The organism is Janthinobacterium sp. B9-8 (genome assembly GCF_000969645.2).
Lineage (GTDB): Bacteria > Pseudomonadota > Gammaproteobacteria > Burkholderiales > Chitinibacteraceae > Iodobacter.
Genome location: NZ_CP014222.1, coordinates 3847910 through 3864857 on the forward strand (window position 1 = coordinate 3847910; position 16948 = coordinate 3864857).

16 protein-coding genes are annotated in these 16948 nt (G+C 46.2%); 6 read left to right on the forward strand and 10 right to left on the reverse strand.

The window, feature by feature from the left end; all coding sequences use genetic code 11:
- Window positions 1–31: 31 nt before the first annotated feature.
- The 4 genes from VN23_RS17330 (at window position 32) to VN23_RS17345 (ending at window position 6853) form a co-directional block, all read left to right on the forward strand.
- Window positions 32–2326 (forward strand): hybrid sensor histidine kinase/response regulator, encoded by a 2295-nt coding sequence (locus VN23_RS17330; protein ID WP_046353694.1) that lies wholly within the window; start codon window positions 32–34, stop codon window positions 2324–2326.
- Between the two features lies 1 nt (window position 2327).
- A complete protein-coding gene (cheB, locus tag VN23_RS17335) occupies window positions 2328–3371 on the forward strand; it encodes a chemotaxis-specific protein-glutamate methyltransferase CheB (RefSeq protein WP_046353695.1) in 1044 nt (347 codons plus the stop codon).
- Window positions 3368–6127 (forward strand): response regulator, encoded by a 2760-nt coding sequence (locus VN23_RS17340; RefSeq protein ID WP_052746804.1) that lies wholly within the window; start codon window positions 3368–3370, stop codon window positions 6125–6127. Before cheB ends, VN23_RS17340 begins: the two co-directional genes overlap by 4 nt.
- A gap of 252 nt (window positions 6128–6379) precedes the next feature.
- On the forward strand, window positions 6380–6853 hold the full coding sequence (locus VN23_RS17345) for a hypothetical protein (RefSeq protein ID WP_046353696.1): 474 nt from the start codon (window positions 6380–6382) through the stop codon (window positions 6851–6853).
- 45 nt (window positions 6854–6898) lie between these two features.
- Here the strand turns inward: VN23_RS17345 and VN23_RS17350 are convergent, their stop codons facing one another.
- The 5 genes from VN23_RS17350 to VN23_RS17370 form a co-directional block, all read right to left on the reverse strand.
- Complete coding sequence (locus VN23_RS17350; RefSeq protein WP_046353697.1) at window positions 6899–7924, reverse strand: tetratricopeptide repeat protein; 1026 nt, start codon at window positions 7922–7924, stop codon at window positions 6899–6901.
- The gene (locus tag VN23_RS17355) at window positions 7921–9213 is read right to left on the reverse strand and encodes a tetratricopeptide repeat-containing diguanylate cyclase (RefSeq protein WP_046353698.1); all 1293 of its coding nucleotides are present in this window, start codon (window positions 9211–9213) and stop codon (window positions 7921–7923) included. The genes VN23_RS17350 and VN23_RS17355 overlap by 4 nt, the downstream gene beginning before the upstream one ends.
- A gap of 95 nt (window positions 9214–9308) precedes the next feature.
- A complete protein-coding gene (locus VN23_RS17360; protein WP_231743291.1) occupies window positions 9309–9683 on the reverse strand; it encodes a diacylglycerol kinase in 375 nt (124 codons plus the stop codon).
- Between the two features lies 1 nt (window position 9684).
- Complete coding sequence (locus VN23_RS17365; RefSeq protein WP_046353700.1) at window positions 9685–10434, reverse strand: BPSS1780 family membrane protein; 750 nt, start codon at window positions 10432–10434, stop codon at window positions 9685–9687.
- 345 nt (window positions 10435–10779) lie between these two features.
- A complete protein-coding gene (locus VN23_RS17370) occupies window positions 10780–11973 on the reverse strand; it encodes an acetate/propionate family kinase (protein WP_046353701.1) in 1194 nt (397 codons plus the stop codon).
- 410 nt (window positions 11974–12383) lie between these two features.
- On the opposite strand from VN23_RS17370, the gene VN23_RS17375 reads away from it, so the two are divergent.
- The gene (locus VN23_RS17375; RefSeq protein WP_046353702.1) at window positions 12384–12854 is read left to right on the forward strand and encodes a hypothetical protein; all 471 of its coding nucleotides are present in this window, start codon (window positions 12384–12386) and stop codon (window positions 12852–12854) included.
- Window positions 12855–12943: 89 nt separating this feature from the next.
- On the opposite strand, the gene VN23_RS17380 is transcribed toward VN23_RS17375, so the two are convergent.
- From VN23_RS17380 to VN23_RS17400, 5 genes are all read right to left on the reverse strand, one after another.
- Window positions 12944–13225, reverse strand: coding sequence for a hypothetical protein (locus VN23_RS17380; RefSeq protein WP_046353703.1), 282 nt, complete (start codon window positions 13223–13225; stop codon window positions 12944–12946).
- A 262-nt stretch (window positions 13226–13487) separates the two neighbouring features.
- Complete coding sequence (gene aroG, locus VN23_RS17385; protein ID WP_046353704.1) at window positions 13488–14558, reverse strand: 3-deoxy-7-phosphoheptulonate synthase AroG; 1071 nt, start codon at window positions 14556–14558, stop codon at window positions 13488–13490.
- Between the two features lie 64 nt (window positions 14559–14622).
- Entirely contained in the window at window positions 14623–15039 is a 417-nt protein-coding gene (locus VN23_RS17390; RefSeq protein ID WP_052746805.1) for a Fur family transcriptional regulator, read from the reverse strand.
- A 15-nt stretch (window positions 15040–15054) separates the two neighbouring features.
- On the reverse strand, window positions 15055–15471 hold the full coding sequence (gene dksA / locus VN23_RS17395; protein WP_046353705.1) for an RNA polymerase-binding protein DksA: 417 nt from the start codon (window positions 15469–15471) through the stop codon (window positions 15055–15057).
- A 185-nt stretch (window positions 15472–15656) separates the two neighbouring features.
- Window positions 15657–15959: a c-type cytochrome gene (locus VN23_RS17400; RefSeq protein ID WP_052746806.1), complete on the reverse strand. Its 303-nt coding sequence runs from the start codon at window positions 15957–15959 to the stop codon at window positions 15657–15659.
- A 111-nt stretch (window positions 15960–16070) separates the two neighbouring features.
- Here VN23_RS17400 and VN23_RS17405 point away from each other — a divergent pair, with 111 nt between their 5' ends.
- Entirely contained in the window at window positions 16071–16925 is an 855-nt protein-coding gene (locus VN23_RS17405) for an energy transducer TonB (RefSeq protein WP_052746807.1), read from the forward strand.
- The last annotated feature ends 23 nt before the right edge of the window (window positions 16926–16948 follow it).

The window sequence follows — 16948 nt, forward strand, 5'->3', positions numbered from 1 at the left end:
ACAATGAGCTAGAGCTACGCTGGGAGGTCGCATGATAGAAGATAATGAGATGCGCGATTTATTTCGCATCGAAAGCAGTGAACACCTGCAAGCGATTGAAGATGGCTTACTCAAAATCGAAAAAGATCCTGACAATCAGGCACTGCTAGAGGAGTTATTTCGCGAAGCGCACAGCTTAAAAGGTGCTTCACGGATGCTGGAGCTCTACGATATCGAGCGTATTTTCCATCGCTTTGAGGATATTTTAGGCAAGGCCAGAATCAGCGGGCAACGCATGGCCAGCGACACCATTGATGGCATGTGTAAATCGCTCGATGCCATCAGAAAGCTAGTTGATGAAGCGGTAAATGGCAGCATTGCGAATGTAGATGTCTCTGAAGTATTAGCCTCACTTAAAATACCCAGCACTGCTGTGTTAAACACAGCGGAAGCCATTACTAAAGATAGTCGCGCCCCCACCCAGCAAACAGCAATTGCGGCTCAAATTGATCCTGCTCCGAGCCAGCCCGATACCTCCTCCGCCACAAACGAGCCCATTCCAAGCGGGCAGATTGATGAAGCCTTTGATGTAGGCAAAGCGATTCTTAGCAGCAAAGCCAATACCGAACAATTTGTAATCGAAACCATACGCGTTGAAACTCGTAAACTCGATATGCTAATGACACATGCAGGCGAGCTAACCGTCGCAAAAATCCGCATTGCCCGCCGTCATATGGAGCTGGAAGAACTACAAGAAAAGTGGGATCAAATTTATCTAACTATTAAAAATTCCAGCGCTAAAAGCGCCCATCTACTCAGCATGCTGGATCAACATGCCAACCATTTAGAAAACTTAATCAGCGCCGCTTATGAAGATAGCGCAAGGCTGGATTTTGTCACTGGTGAGCTGGAAGAAGGCATTCGCACCATACGCCTGCTGCCGCTTTCCACTATTTTTAATTTATTCGGGCTGATGGTCAGAAAGCTTTCTCGTGAACGAGCTAAAGACGTAGAGCTATATATCGAAGGCGGTGAAATCACCGCAGATAAGCGCATTCTGGAAGAAATGAAAGACCCGCTTATGCATATCCTTAGAAATGCAATTGATCATGGCCTTGAACTGCCTGCAGAGCGTTTAGCCAAAGGTAAATCCAGTACAGGGAATATCAGGCTGCGTGCTTATCAATCATCATCCAAAATTGTCATTGAAATTGAAGATGATGGCCGGGGACTGGATCTGCAAGCGATCAAACATGCCGCAAGTAAAACTCGTTTATGGCGAGAAGAAGAATTAGCAGCGATGAGCGATGAGCAAGTGATGAGCCTGATTTTTATGCCCGGTTTTTCCACCAGTAACTTTGTTTCTGATGTATCCGGGCGCGGCGTAGGCATGGATGTGGTGCGCGCCAACGTAGAAAAACTTAAAGGCAGCGTGAATGTATCGTCCGTGCCAGGCCACTCATGCACCATCAATATCAAGCTACCGCTCACCCTCGCCACATCACGGGTCCTGATTGTCCTCGCGAATTCAATCAAATATGCCGTGCCGGTTGAATATGTACAGAAATCCTATCCGCTTTCAAGAAAAGAGCTATTTACTGTAGAAGGCCATCTAGCCACCATGTTTGAAGATAAAGCAGTCGCAGTGGCCAGGCTGCTGGATTTGCTGCAATTTAAACGCAATGATTTTGTCCCCGCAGCCGATGATAAAGCCGAACAAAAAGCCGATGAATCATCGCCATGCATCATTATGGAGGTCAATGGCGAGCGCTTTGGCCTGATCGTCGATGAGTTACTCGATGAGCAGGAAATTGTTTTGAAATCACAAAGTGCCTTGCTCAAACATATCAGTGATCTGTCCGGCGTCACCATCTTAGGCACAGGCGAAGTATGCATGGTGCTCAACCCGCCTGATTTCATCGCTAAGCTCAAACACCAAACCAGCCAAACCGTCACAGCCAGCAGCCAAGAAGTAGAACGTAAAAAACAATTAATCTTATTAGCCGAAGATAGCTTAACCACCCGCGCCCAGATGAAGCGCATTCTGGAATCAGGCGGCTATGAAGTAGTCATGGCAGTTGATGGGCTAGATGCCTTTAACAAGCTGGAAACACGGCCCTTTGACGCCATTGTAAGCGATATCAATATGCCCAATATGGATGGCTTAACGCTGGTGCAGAAAGTGCGCAGCAATAAAAAACATACCGAACTGCCCATCGTACTAGTCACCATGTTATCCACTGAAGAAGATAAAAGGCGGGGTATGGAAGCAGGAGCCAATGCTTATATTTCTAAAGCAGCTTTTGAACAAAAGCTATTACTCGATACCTTAAGAAGATTGGTGTGAAATGCAACTAAACAAAACACGAGTCCTACTGGTTGATGATTCCCCCATCGCGCTTCGTATCTTAATAAGAATATTGGAAAAAGCCGATGATATCGAAATAATTGGCACTGCCAGCAATGGCAAGCAAGCTTTAAAAATGATTGCCAGTTTAAACCCAGCCGTGGTTTGTACCGATTTTCATATGCTCGGCATGGATGGTTTAGAGCTGATACAAAACATCATGGAGCATCATCCATGCCCTGTGCTGGTCATTAGCGTCTCGGCCATGCCCGGCTCGGTAAATGTCTTTAAATTACTTGAAGCAGGCGCTTTAGATATCGTTACCAAACCCAGGCTAGAGCAAGAATCTGTTTATGGTGGCATTAGCTCTGAATTACTCAGCAAAATACGTATTTTGGCGGGTGTGCATGTGTTTCGTAAAAAGAACCCTGCCCCCCGCTTGCTACCCGATATCCTCTCAGCAGCAAGCTGTAAATACCGCTTACTCATCATTGGTGCATCAACTGGTGGGCCACAGGCACTGCAAGCCATACTCTCGCAGCTACCAATCAACTTTCCGCTGCCTATTATTTGTATTCAACATATCAGCGATGGCTTTTTGCATAATTTAGTCTCATGGCTAGGCGAGCAATCTGCTTTAAAGTGCCAGATAGCCACGGCGGGGCTAGCCCCACAGCCTGGCCATGTGTATTTTCCCCAAGAGAAAATGCAGCTTGAATTTGATACCAACGGCCGCTTCTTAATTAGTAATAATGTGCCCAATAAGGGGCATTGCCCCTCAGTTAGTACTACCATGCAATCTGCTGCAAAACAGTTTGGTGAAAACATAATCTCTGTTTTGCTGACAGGAATGGGCGATGATGGTGCAGATGGTATGCAAGCGATCTGCCAAGCAGGTGGCATGACCATTGCCCAGGATGAAAAAAGTTGCGTGGTATTTGGAATGCCTAAGCAAGCCATTGCGCTGGGCTCAGCCAAACGCATATTGGCTTTAAACGAGATCGCGCCCCATTTAATCGGCCTATGCCTGAGAGCAGCCAAATGAGCACATTCGATTCCAGCCCAAGCGGCACAGCGATATCGGTGTTAATCGTCGAAGACAGCACGATTCAGGCCATCATGCTCAAACGCATTTTGCTGGCCGAGGGTTATCAGGTTTTACTCGCAAAAAATGGCAGTGAAGGGCTAGAAATAACACGCAGCCAGCGGCCTGATATCGTCATCAGCGATATTAATATGCCCAATATGAATGGCTTTGAGCTATGCACACATATTAAGCAAGACCCTGCCCTGCAGGGCATTCCAGTAATTCTATTAACCTCGCTCACCGATGTAAAAGACGTAATCAAGGGGCTTGAATGCCGTGCAGATAATTTTCTGACCAAGCCCTACGATACAAGTGATTTATTGCTCCGAATTAAATACATGCTGCTCAGCCGCGATATGTATAAAAACAACGATACAGATGCAGGCGTACCGGTTTTTTTCTCGGGAGAGAAGTATTTAATCAAATCTGATAAACAACATATTCTAAGCCTCTTACTTTCTATTTATGAAACAGCTGTACAGAATAATAATAAACTATTAGAAATGCAGGAACATATTCGTAGTGCCAATGAAAAATTAGAACAAATGGTTGAAGAAAGAACCAGCGAGCTATCTAAAGAAGTAGAAGAGCACAAAGCAGCAGAGCAAAAAATATTAAAATTAAATCTTGAATTAGAAAGCCGGGTAGAAGAACGCACTGCACAACTACAATTAAGTTATAAAGAACTGGAAAAAGCGCGTGATTCAGCCGAACAGGCCACCAAGACGAAGAGTGAATTTTTAGCGTCTATGAGCCATGAAATTAGAACACCAATGAATGCAATTATTGGTCTTTCTCATTTGGCTCAAAAAACGGATTTAAACCCTAAGCAAAGAGATTATATTGATAAAGTACAAGGAGCTGGTAAGCACCTATTGGGAATTATCAATGATATCCTAGACTTTTCTAAAATAGAGGCTGGTAAATTAGATATAGAGCTCGTTGATTTTTCTTTAGAAAAAGTATTAGATAATGTAGCCAACTTAATTAATGAAAAAGCCTTTGCTAAAGGTTTAGAGCTGGTTTTTGATATCGACAAAACTGTGCCACGGCATTTAATTGGCGATCCTACACGCCTAGGGCAGGCAATCATTAACTATGCCAATAATGCAGTAAAATTTACCGAGCAAGGTGTTATTAAAGTCATTATTAAATTAAAAGAACAGCTTAACGATGATGTGCTGATTTACTTTGCAGTGCAAGATACCGGCATTGGCTTAAATAGTGAGCAAATCAGTAAATTATTTCAATCTTTTCAGCAAGCAGATTCCAGCACCACCCGCAAATATGGCGGCACAGGCTTGGGCTTGGTGATTGCTAAAAAATTAGCAGAATTAATGAATGGTGATGTGGGTGTCGAAAGCGAGCTAGGCAAAGGTAGTACATTCTGGTTTACAGCCCGTTTAAAACTTGCAACAAACGGCCCTAACTACCCTGTGCCGCAACCTGATTTACGCGGACGGGATATTTTAATCGTCGATGATGTGGATAGCGCACGTGAAGTCATGCAAGATTTATTAGAAAGCATGTCATTCAAAACAACAGCCGTGCCCTCTGGGCAAGCGGCTTTAGAAACCATCAAGCAACGCCAACACTCGCCTTTCGATGTGATTTTAATCGATTGGAAAATGCCGGAAATGGACGGCATCGCCACGGCTCAACATATTTTTGAAATGAATTTATCTCCGCCGCATAAGGTGGTGATCGTCACCGCTTATGATAGCGGTGATGTGCAATCGCAAGCACAGCAACTAGGGATTGAAAACATTCTGGTCAAACCCGTTCAGGCATCCCAATTATTCGATGTGGTCATCCGCGTGCTAAGTGCCGGAAGCAGCACGACAAGAAAGCAAACAGAGCGCTCATCAGCAAACCAGGAAGAGCAGCTTAAATCGCTTGCAGGCGGACGAATTTTGCTAGTGGAAGATAATGAACTCAACCAGCAAGTGGCAAGCGAGCTTTTATCCGATGCAGGTTTAATCGTTGCCACTGCCGACAATGGCGAGATTGCCGTGCGCATGGCCCAAGCCGATACTTACGATGTGATCTTAATGGATATGCAAATGCCGGTTATGGACGGCATTAGCGCAACACGCGAAATTAGAAAAATTGAGCGGCTAAGTAAGACCCCCATTCTGGCCATGACCGCCAACGCCATGCAAAGCGACCGGGACAATTGCACGGCAGCAGGGATGAATGACTTTATCAGCAAACCTATCGATCCAAATCTATTCTGGGGAGTATTGCTAAAATGGTATACACCATCTGCAACAACACCTGCACCCATTGTATCCCCTGCTCCCGACCCCATTGCTAAACCTGTTTCTAGCGATTCAAATCAGTTACCCAGCAATATTGAGGGGCTAAATGTAGAAGCAGGCTTGCAATTATGCTTGGGAAAAAAAGATCTTTATTTATCGATTCTGCGCAAATACGTTAAAGCGCAAAAAAACACCGCGGCAGAAATTAATGCCGCAATGGAGCAAGATGATTGGGCCGGTGCCGAACGAATAGCCCATACACTAAAAAGCACATCAAGTTATGCAGGTGCTGATTTTATCCAGGAATTATCAGCCTCGATTGAGCAAGCGATTAAAAACCGGCGCTCAAAACAAGATATCAACACCCTAGTCTACACTCTGGATATCATCTTATCGCCATTGATTCATAACTTAGAAGTCCAATTAGCGCTTGAAACTTCAACATACGAATAAACATTCCTGCATTACACCATTCAGTGGCTGTGGTTTCTAAACCACACTCGTTCATATTGAATGACAGCAATAGTCTGCTATGAACAGCGATTTTCCATGCTCCTTTCAGCAAAATAGCCGCAAATACTTTTACACTGTAAATTTAAATAAAAATAAATAAATTCATCATTAATATTTTATATAAGTAGTATTGGCTTATATGTGAGAGTCGGGTAATCTGAGCTTACACAACCCTATCTGGCCGGCCGTAAAATGGATCAGCAGCGTTTCACTAAAACAGCCAAAGGTAGTAAAGAAATCGAAGAGCGCAGTGGTTTGCTCTCTTCGGTAGCGCGTCGTATTTTAATTATGACCGATGGAAAAAGAAGCCGTGCTGACTTACTACAAACATTCAGCATCAATGAATTAGAAGAAGGCTTAGCCCGGTTGGAGTTGCTCAAGCTGGTAGAAGAAGTGGGCAGCAATGGCCACGGTATAGTGAGCATTGATCAACGCGCTTTATCCCAAATACGCCAAATGATGCATATGAGTAATCAGCAATACCTGGCAGGCCAGCTTGATCGTTTTTTAAATGAAGACTTTGCACATATCCACAATAGAGCAGGATTAGAGCCGGTATTAGAGCATTGGCATCGGCTGTTATGTGATGCGGGGCATGAAGTAACAGCCTATGCCTATCTTAGACAGATTAAAAGCACTTTAGGCTGGGATAAAAGAGCCGCATAATGATCTGTTGGCTTGCAATCAACCATGCCGTGCAATAAAAAATAGCTAGAGCAATTTCATCCGGCTTTGCGTTTGCAATTGTAAAATTCGCTGCCGGTGTTTTGCGCTTATTTTAAAAGTGTGTTTTTCTTCATTTTGCAGTAGTGCGTTAAAACTGGGCATCGCCAATTCATAATGATGCTGTGCAATATGCCACTGAATTAAACCCGTATGACAGCGATTTTGTAATTCTTTTATTCCAACCTGCTGCGCTAAATTTAAAGCCTGCTGCAATATCTCTCCGGCAGTAACATCATTCAAAGCCAGTAATACCTCGGCCAAAGCCGTTAAAGCATGAGCCTTACCCCACAGATTTTCATTTTGATCGCTTAAGGTAAACGCAGTTTCTAATTCGATTTTAGCTTGTAAAAATTGCTTTTGCTCTGCGTGTACAGCCCCTAGATAATAAATAATCTCTGCAGACCAAATTGGATTAACAACCGATTGCTGTAATAGTTTTTCTGCTTCAGCAAGACATTGCAAAGCATAAGAGAAACGTTTTAAGCGATAAGCATCACTGGCCACATTCAGCAGCACCTCGCACTTCAGGTGATCGCTCCCCAGCTTGCGAGCTAACTCCAGTGCCAGCTCATTAAACCCCAGCGCCGCCTGATGATCACCAAAACCAATATAAACCTGCCCGATCCCCATATAGATACGCGCGCAGAGTTTTCTATTTTTTAATAGGCGGGCTATTTTTAATGCCTCAGACCAATTATCAAGAGCAAGCAGCGGTTCGTGGCTCAATAAATGCGAAAATCCCAGCAGAATCAGCGTTTCAGTTTGCTCCTTCTTACACTGCATGGCTTTAAAGCTCTTTATTCCCGCCAGAAAAGCCTGCTGGGCCTTCAGATGCTCGCTTAAATGCTGCCATGAATGCCCCAAAATCACCTGAGCCGTTGCCATCAGTTGCTCATCACCTGCTGCCGCAAGCAATAGCTGCTCTGATTCAGTTGGTGAAGGAGGTGCACCGCAATACGATGCCTTGGCAATCATTTCTAATTGGGCCGCAAATTGTAATTTCGCGCTCATTTTGTGGCTTCATCCCAGAGCAATTGACCTTGCCCTTTGCGTTGCCCCAGAAACAGGGCTAAATCTGCCCGCAATTGCAAAATCTCGGCGGTATCGCCCTGCTGGAAAAAAGCCCCTCCCATACCCACACTAAATGGCTCGGGCAAATGAGCGCTTTCCAGATGCGCAACATCCAGCTGCATGCAGGCAGCCATTTGCTCAATAGCCGCTTTATCCATACCGGCTAAAACCAAGGAGAATGAGCCTATCCCAGCGGACACTAAGATAGCTTTAGCCGGGGTATGCTGCTGCAAAATACGGGCTACCTGATGGTAGGCAATGTAGGCCAGCTCGCTGCCAAAGACTTCCCGAAGACTGGCAAAGTGATCTATGCCAATACTGAGCAAACAAAGCGCAGTTTCATCCGCCCGATCTAATAAAGCAGGCCAGCGCATCGCAAGATAGCGTGCATTATGCAAGCCGCTTAGCTCATCGCGAAAACTCACGTTTTCTAGCTCTTGCACCTGTTGATGCTGCGCCACATTTTTTTCACGCAGTAGTTCAATTTCAATCTCGCTAGTCATATGGCGCAACTTGTATTCCACTGCAGCAAGGCGCCTTGGCCGCGATTTTTTCTGCACTTTAGCCAACTGCAAGGCATGGCTAAAATAATCAGCAGCCTCAGCAAATTGCCCCAATGCCTGATAAGCATGGCCCAGCTCTGCCTGCATTTCGCGCTGACAATTGGGCAGCAGATGCATGTATTTTTTTACAATAGCAATCCCATCAACCGATTCAGACCAGACAGCAGCCTTGGCCTGCAATTTAAGTAAAGCCAAGCCACAGCATGCCAACGCCAGCGGCTCGTTCTGATACAGAGCAATCGCCTTTTCAAGCAGGCCTAGCGCCTGCAACCACTCAGCTTGCAAGGAATAAAGCTGGCTTAATCGCTCAAGCAGATAGGCGCATTCATATAATGCAGGGTTTTCCATGGACTGTTGCATCATGGCGAGCGCCGATGCTGGTTTATTCAGTACCCATAAATCGGCAGCCAGTCCTAGCCTCGCGGCGCAAATCAAATAAGCATCGTCTGCTGCTAATTGCAATCCATATTGATTTAAAGCTAATGCCCTTTCCACCTGCCCTGTTTCGCGAAATAAATGCGCCAGCTCAAGCCAATAAATGGCTTCGTTTTCGCCCTTATCCAGAGATTCTTCGATACCAGAAAGAAAGACAGAAATAGCTAGGGCAGGCTGCCCTTGCCGGTATAAGTTCCGCCCTTCCAGCAATAGCGCTTGCTGATGACTCATGTTGATCTACTCACACCCTGCACGTAATTTGTACAAAATCAACAGCCCTCACTTAAGGCGCTGGTTTAAGCGCATCAAACGGATAAGTAGACAAACTAGCCCAGCACCACTAGACACCACATCAGCGCCAGATTAAGCAAACACACCAGTTGCGCTGCGCTGCCTAAGTCTTTGGCCCGTTTAGCCAATACATGGCGCTCTAAAGAGGTGTGATCCACAGCGGCTTCAATTGCAGAATTAAGCAGCTCTACAATCATCGAGGCCAAATGGCTGCCAATCAAAATAGCGCGCCCCCAGTGAGGCAGGCCAGGAATCAAAAAGGCACAGGGAATACCAATAAAAGCCAGCATGCTCACTTGACGAAAAGCGGCTTCATTAAGCCAGCCCGCTTTTAAACCGTCTAATGAGTAGCCCAATGCATTAAAAATACGGGCGACTCCTGTTTTACCTTTGAATGGGCTTTCTAGCACTTTAGACTCCATCAACGCTCACGGGCGCTGCGTCAAAAATTTCTCGGTATGCCATATATTGCGTCAACATCATGACAGGCAGCACAACGACTAATCCAAGCATTAAAGTAAATGCCGACAAAATAAATAAAGCGGCAGCAAGCATGCCACTCAGTAAAAAAGCCTGCCAATTGCTGCAAACACCTGAAAACGACAGCTTCATTGCCTCAATCGCTGAATGACCTTTAAGCAGTACCAAGGCGGGTGCAAACCATGTAGCGCATTTCACTGGTGCCATTAAAATCAGGCTCAAAGACACGTGTAAATAAATGGCTTTCATCTCTTCCGGGCTGGGTAAAGTGCCAGCAGGAACATCAGGAAAAGTACCTTGGCTACCAAAAAAACTGAGCAATATCGTGACCAATACCGCAGCAAATAAATCAACAAAACCAATAAAAAGTAAGGGCTTTATTTCACCACGAAAAGCAGCAAATAAATCCAAAGGGCCCAGTTTATTGCCTAAATCGGCTTGCTTAGCCGCCAGATAAAACCCGGCAAATAGCACAGGAGCCGCCAAGGCATAAGCGATGGCACCCACGACCGAAAGCACATAAGCCAATAAAGCGACAACAAAAAACTGCAGGGCAAGCACAATCCACATCCCTGACTGGCGGCGAAACAGCTTAAATCCACTCACATACCACTGCCAGCCGCGCCCGGCAGGCAGGCGACGCGGCTCAGGCAAGAGATCAATTACATTATCATTTTCCATTTTTTCCTACTCGTACTCCGGCAAGGCTTGAAGGATACGTGAACCACCTGGCTTACTCAAAGGTAAACATAGCAAGCAAGCCTGAAATGGGCTTACTACGATAAATATGCATGAAACAATTAGCCCGGTATTTGTTGCAGACATAAAACTAAATCACCGCAGTCCCTGAAGTTACCTTCAGTTGCAAGTAGAGCACGGAAGATTGCCCGCTGAGTACGGCCATTGTGCGGCTTTTAAATAAAGATTTAATTTCAAAGCAGATTAACAACACCCCTACTGCATTTGTTTTTTTACATAAAAAAAGCCACATGAATTAACTCATGTGGCTTTTTTAACACTAGAAAATTAAATGGCAACGCACTTTAAAGCATGACGTGCAATCATCAATTCTTCATTGGTTGGAATGATATACACAGGAACACGGCTGCTTGGCAGAGAGATACAGCGCGCTTCACCTGAGCGTTTTGCGTTTTCTGTTTCATCAATTTCCACGCCTAACCAGCGCAATTCATTGCATACCGTAGCGCGGGCAATATCGTCGTTCTCGCCAATACCTGCCGTAAACACCAGCGCATCAAAGCCTTGCATCGCCGCAGCTAAAGATGCCGTTTCACGCACAACACGGTGAGCAAAATAATCCACAGCAAACTTAGCATGTGGATCTTTGCTAGCATGCAGATCGCGCATATCGCTAGAAATACCCGACATACCCAATAAGCCTGATTTTTTATAGATTAGCTCTTCAATTTGTGAGGCATCCATTTTCAGATGGCTCATAAAGTGCAGAATCAAAGCTGGATCGATCGTGCCGCAACGCGTGCCCATAGGCAGGCCTTCCAAGGCGGTAAAGCCCATTGTCGTTGCCTGGCACTTCCCCCCCAACAAAGCAGCCATCGACGAGCCATTGCCCAAGTGAGCTACAACCGTGCGGCCTGCGGCAGCCTTAGCATCAATCGCAGGCAGCACACTGGCGATATATTCATAAGAAAGGCCATGAAAGCCGTAACGACGAATACCGTGTTTTTCGCTAAATTCATAAGGTAAGGCGTATTGCTGTTCGATTTCTGGCTGAGTGCGGTGAAAAGCGGTATCAAAGCAGGCAACTTGCGGCACATTAGGTAACAGCTGAGCCAGAACACGCATCGGCATAATATTGTGCGGCGCATGCAGTGGCGCTAGCGCAATCGTTTCATCCAGACCTTTTAAAACGTCTTCTGTAATCTGTACTGGCTGGCAAAAGCTTAAACCACCATGCACTACGCGATGGCCAATCGCTGCAATGGTGCGGCCTTCGATATGGCCATTGAGCCAAGCTAGCATATGACGCAGTGCAGAGTCGTGGTTCTTAGGCATATCTGCCGGTATCGATTCGGAAACCAGCTTATTGTCATTCGCATCTTTAGCCACAAATTTAGGATCGACATAAATGCCGTCTGCTAAGCCTTTAAACAGCAAGACAGGATCTGCTGCTGTGGTTTCAAACAGGGAAAATTTGATGCTGGACGAACCGGCATTGATAACTAGAACCAACTCACTCATAAACTACTCCTTAGTATTACGCTGGCGGTGATAAGAATGCCTTACCACCAGCCCTGTTGTGCCTTTGCAAATCATCATTCAATCGCAGCATCACCTGCTTTTCAAAAGCGGGCAGATAATCAAGCCTCAGCCTCTGTAAGCACGCCATTTAGAGACAATCAATCCAGCAAAATCAGCGCTGGTCTATCTCATTTTTCGTGTCAACCAAAAAAATCGGGCAGGCTGCCAAGCTGTGGCTGCGATAATATTCATAGCAATTGCTGCTTATCTCTTACTCATTCGGCGCAATGTTAGAAACTGCAATGCTGCGCTGCAATGGAATAATTACTAGTGCATATTCTAAACAGCCATAAAGTCGGCTGTATTGGCCAAAATCAAGCAAAATCACTCAAATTAGGTGCATATTCACCATGACCGCATTCACGACCCACCTGATCTGTGTTCCCGAGCTGGCAGATTCCGCCTGCGTGAGCGCTCTGCATATCGCGCCCGGCCACCATGTTCAGAATAACGCCCCTCTGCTGACCTTAAGCTACGGCAGTGAAGAAATAGAAATTTGTGCGCCCGAAGCGGGTCTGGTTTCTCATTTAATGGTTTCACTCACCGAAACCGTATTTTGTGGCGATTTATTATTACAAATGGAAATCGAAGAAACACCCGAGCCTGTTTTTGGTGCAGAAGCCACCTTTGTAAGCGCCTGCCAAGTTGACTGGCCGGAAACAGCCGTACTTAGTGTTAGCCCACAAGCCGCCCAATTTGCAGCAAGGCTAGGTGTAGACCTCAGTGCCGTCGAGGCCCAGGGTAAATGCATTGAAATCACCGATGTAGAAGCCCATATACGATCAGTGATGCTGCAATGGCAAGCTGCAAACCATCATTAAAAAAAACCTGCCGCACTTGCTTGCATAAGAGCGGGAGTAGCCGCGCCTGCACCTGCTGCAAAGTCTAAAGTTCAGCAGGCTGCCCAGCGCTATTTTTTTTGCAACTGCTCCATAATCGCAGCCGGATCTTGGCTCGTCGCCAATACCGCCCGCACCTGATTAAATGCAGTGCTTGCCTCATTAGGATGTTTGCCATAAGACACCACACTGGCGTGTTTCCAGCCTGCCGCCAGCAAAGCATTGCGTTTAAACGTGGTTCCCTCGATACCACCACCACCCAGCTGCATCAAAGCTTGTTCGATCAATACATGGGGTAAAGGAGTGCGAGAGATAATATTAAAATGATCGGGTAGTACTTCATCAAATTGCATATGCTGGCTCCGATATCAGGCAATATATTTCCAGTATGGCAAGCTGTTTGCTAAGCGATCTTTCAAAAAAATAGACAACTTAGCTAAGACGCCCTCAAAAAAATATCCCTGATCGTTTATCAGGGCATTTTCAATACTAGTAAAGAGCTGTGCCAAATCCAGTAATTCCTTTCCATGAGCACTCGCTAAGCGGCAAATAGAAATACAAAACGCCCCGATTTACGGGGCGTTTTCTTATAAAGCTCAAACTTATTTCAAGCTTTTAAATATGTACTTTAGCAATTGCACGACGATCAACCACCGCCTTGGCTAAATCGATCAGCATGGTTTCAGTTTGATCCCAGCTAATGCAGCCATCCGTAATCGACTGACCATAAGTCAGCGGCGTGCCTTCGACATGATCCTGACGGCCGCCCACTAAATGACTTTCAATCATCACACCAAACACCGCATTATTGCCCCTAGCAAGCTGACCACACACATCGGCGGATACATCAACCTGGCGACGGTAATCCTTGCTGCTATTTGCATGGCTAAAATCGACCATTATTTTTTGTGGCAGACCCGCAGCAGATAAATCGGTCATCGCAGCGCGCACATGATTGGTATCAAAGTTAGGTTCTTTACCACCACGCAAAATGATATGGCAATCAGGATTGCCCGCGGTCGCCACAATGGCTGAATGGCCCATTTTGGTTACAGACAGAAAGTGGTGCGACTGGCTGGAAGCACGAATGGCATCAAGAGCAATTTTTAAATTGCCATCGGTCCCGTTTTTAAAACCAACAGGGCAAGATAAACCCGAAGCCAGCTCGCGGTGTACCTGCGATTCAGTAGTGCGCGCACCAATTGCGCCCCAGCTCATCAAATCCGCCATATATTGTGGCGTGATCATATCGAGAAACTCACCCGCGGTTGGCATGCCATCGTTGTTTAAATCAAGCAGCAATTTGCGCGCAATACGCAGGCCATCGTTGATATTAAAGCTACCGTTCAGGTAAGGATCGTTAATCAAACCTTTCCAGCCAACAGTAGTGCGTGGTTTTTCAAAATAAACCCGCATCACGACTTCTAAATCGTTTTTATGCAGCTCACGCAGCACTTTAAGCTTAGCGCCGTATTCATGCGCAGCATCAGTATCGTGAATGGAACAGGGCCCAATAACGACCAAAAGGCGATCATCTGTTCCTTGCAGAATACGTTGAATGGCTTGCCGGGTTTCAAAAACGGTGACGGATGCAATTTCGCTGACGGGAAATTTTTCCATCACGGCAATAGGGGGAAGTAGCTCTTTGATTTCTCGGATACGGACATCATCTGTTTGATATTGCATATTCTTCCCTAGAGCGGCTGCCTTGCACCACGACAAGCACATAATAAAAGGAAGAGATTATCGTCTATCGACAGTCGGCGCAAATGCCTTTCACGGTGATTTCAACCATGCGAGCCATAAAGTGCGCAGGCAAACTTACGGGCAGATCACTGCTAACGTTTTCTAGGCAGAAAAAACGACCACAATTTTCACACTGAAAATGTGCATGATGGTGTGGGGCGGGTGCAACAGAAAAACGCCAAACCCGATCATCGCCGGATAATTTATGCGCTAAATGCTGCTCGGTGAGCCAATCCAAAACTCGGTAAACCGTCACCCGGTCGATGGCAGGCTGCAGCGCAGCCAGCACATCAAGATGCGATAAGGGGCGCTGAGCATCCAAGAGAGCAGCCAGCACCCGTACACGCGCAGGAGTACTACGGGCACGGGTCTGGGTGACTAAGTCACGTGCTTTAGCAATTGTCTCGGAGGTATTACTCATCAACACAGCACGGCATTAATCTGCGTACTGCTTTTTCATACGTTCACGACGCTCTTGTGCTTCCAGAGACATGGACGCAGTTGGACGTGCAACCAGACGTGGCAGGCCAATCGGCTCGCCGGTGTCTTCACAGTAGCCGTAATTACCCTCATCAAGCTTACGCAAAGTCGATTCAATCTTCATTAGCAACTTACGCTCACGATCACGAGTGCGTAGCTCTAATGCGTATTCTTCTTCTAAAGTAGCGCGATCAGCCGGATCAGGCGTGGCTTCCTGCTCTTGCAAGTGTTGGCTGGTCTGATTGGCATTTGCCAACAGCTCTGCTTTCATTTGCAGAAGCTTAGCCCGGAAAAACTCGAGGTGATCCGGGTTCATGTAATCATCTTCTGAACCATTCCAGTTAATGATTTCTTGTTCCGTGAGTTTGGCCATGGTGGTTCTCCCTTTCTGCAAATGGGGGCGGGGCGAAGATGCGCTGTGAGAGTATTTCATGAATCTGAAACAAAAACTAAACAGAACATCAACTTACGAGCATACACCCCACCAAATGGGGAGGCAGCATAATCAAGTCCCCGCCGCAATGCAATAACTCGTTTTGCCATACAGGCGGTATGGTATTAATGAGACAACACCCAACGCACAATAATCCTTAAATCTTTCTCTTCAATTTGCTGGGCAGGCATAGGAATTTTGCCCCATTTCCCGCCCGGTAAACCACTACGCACTTCTTTCATTAGCATCGCTTCTGCGTCTTTTTGCCCACGATATTTAGCGGCTACTTCTTTATACGACGGACCAACGATTTTAGTATCAATAGCATGGCAAGCTAAGCAATTATATTTTGCAGCCACTTTTGCGCCATCTTCAGCCCAGGCAAGCGGCGTACAGATCAGCAATAGCGGCAAAAAATACTTAATCATGTTTTTTCCTTACGGGTAGATGAAGCGTAAAGCTATTTTAGCAGCAAGCAGGTAGCCTGCGTCGTGCTACACTCCCGCGATTAAAAATCTTAGGCAAGTACAGGTTGGCAAATGGATAGAGCGCAACGCTTTATGGCTCTGGGTGGGTTCTTATCGGTACTCGCACATGCTATCCCTATTTTCGGCATGAAATTTGTCATGCCCGATCCTAAGACGCTGTTTTCAGCGCAGCCACTCGAAGTGGTGCTTGTAAACCAGCGCACGCTGCAAGATGCTCACAAGGCCGATGCGCTGGCGCAAGCCAATCTCAATGGTGGCGGTAATACGGATGTGGCCAATCAACACGTCAAATCCCCCCTGCCTGCCAGCAATAATGCCCAGTCCAAAGAGCTTGAGCGCGTTAAAGAACAGCAAAAAAAGCTGGAAGCCGATGCAGAAAAGCTGATGTTGCAGCTCAAAGCCAATACCCGTGTCGCACAGGATTTGGGTAAGAGCACGCAAACTGAAAACGTGGGTCTGGATAATGAGCAATTAAAGCAACAGGCACGTGAAATAGCCGGCTTAGCAGCGCAAATCAGCAAGCAAACCAGCGATTATCAAAGCCGCCCACGTATGACTTTTATTGGCGCACGGGCGAGAGAATATCGTTTTGCCCGTTATGTAGAAGACTGGCGAATGAAAATGGAGCGAGTCGGTGCGCTGGCTTATCCGCTGGATGCGCGCGGACAAAAAATGTACGGCCGCTTGCTGGTTTCAGTAGAAATTGATGCTAACGGTAATGTGCGCCATGCTGAAATCACCAAATCATCGGGCAATAAAGAATTAGATTCTGCCGCTTTGCGCATCATAAAAATGGCCGCGCCTTTTGGTAAGTTCCCAGACGATATTCGTAAAGACACCGATGTGCTCAGCATTAGCCGCACTTGGACCTTTGCAAAAGGTGACACTGTTTTAGGTAATGATTAGTAGCCAGTCAAGCTGAAACGACA

Coding starts and splice junctions, on each gene's coding strand:
- VN23_RS17390 (WP_052746805.1), bottom strand. CDS start 15,039: ATGAGTAATACCTCCGAGACAATTGCTAAAGCACGTGACTTAGTCACC.
- VN23_RS17405 (WP_052746807.1), top strand. CDS start 16,071: ATGGATAGAGCGCAACGCTTTATGGCTCTGGGTGGGTTCTTATCGGTA.
- aroG (WP_046353704.1), bottom strand. CDS start 14,558: ATGCAATATCAAACAGATGATGTCCGTATCCGAGAAATCAAAGAGCTA.
- VN23_RS17365 (WP_046353700.1), bottom strand. CDS start 10,434: ATGGAAAATGATAATGTAATTGATCTCTTGCCTGAGCCGCGTCGCCTG.
- VN23_RS17355 (WP_046353698.1), bottom strand. CDS start 9,213: ATGAGTCATCAGCAAGCGCTATTGCTGGAAGGGCGGAACTTATACCGG.
- VN23_RS17330 (WP_046353694.1), top strand. CDS start 32: ATGATAGAAGATAATGAGATGCGCGATTTATTTCGCATCGAAAGCAGT.
- VN23_RS17345 (WP_046353696.1), top strand. CDS start 6,380: ATGGATCAGCAGCGTTTCACTAAAACAGCCAAAGGTAGTAAAGAAATC.
- VN23_RS17380 (WP_046353703.1), bottom strand. CDS start 13,225: ATGCAATTTGATGAAGTACTACCCGATCATTTTAATATTATCTCTCGC.
- VN23_RS17350 (WP_046353697.1), bottom strand. CDS start 7,924: ATGAGCGCGAAATTACAATTTGCGGCCCAATTAGAAATGATTGCCAAG.
- VN23_RS17370 (WP_046353701.1), bottom strand. CDS start 11,973: ATGAGTGAGTTGGTTCTAGTTATCAATGCCGGTTCGTCCAGCATCAAA.
- VN23_RS17400 (WP_052746806.1), bottom strand. CDS start 15,959: ATGATTAAGTATTTTTTGCCGCTATTGCTGATCTGTACGCCGCTTGCC.
- VN23_RS17375 (WP_046353702.1), top strand. CDS start 12,384: ATGACCGCATTCACGACCCACCTGATCTGTGTTCCCGAGCTGGCAGAT.
- VN23_RS17340 (WP_052746804.1), top strand. CDS start 3,368: ATGAGCACATTCGATTCCAGCCCAAGCGGCACAGCGATATCGGTGTTA.
- dksA (WP_046353705.1), bottom strand. CDS start 15,471: ATGGCCAAACTCACGGAACAAGAAATCATTAACTGGAATGGTTCAGAA.
- cheB (WP_046353695.1), top strand. CDS start 2,328: ATGCAACTAAACAAAACACGAGTCCTACTGGTTGATGATTCCCCCATC.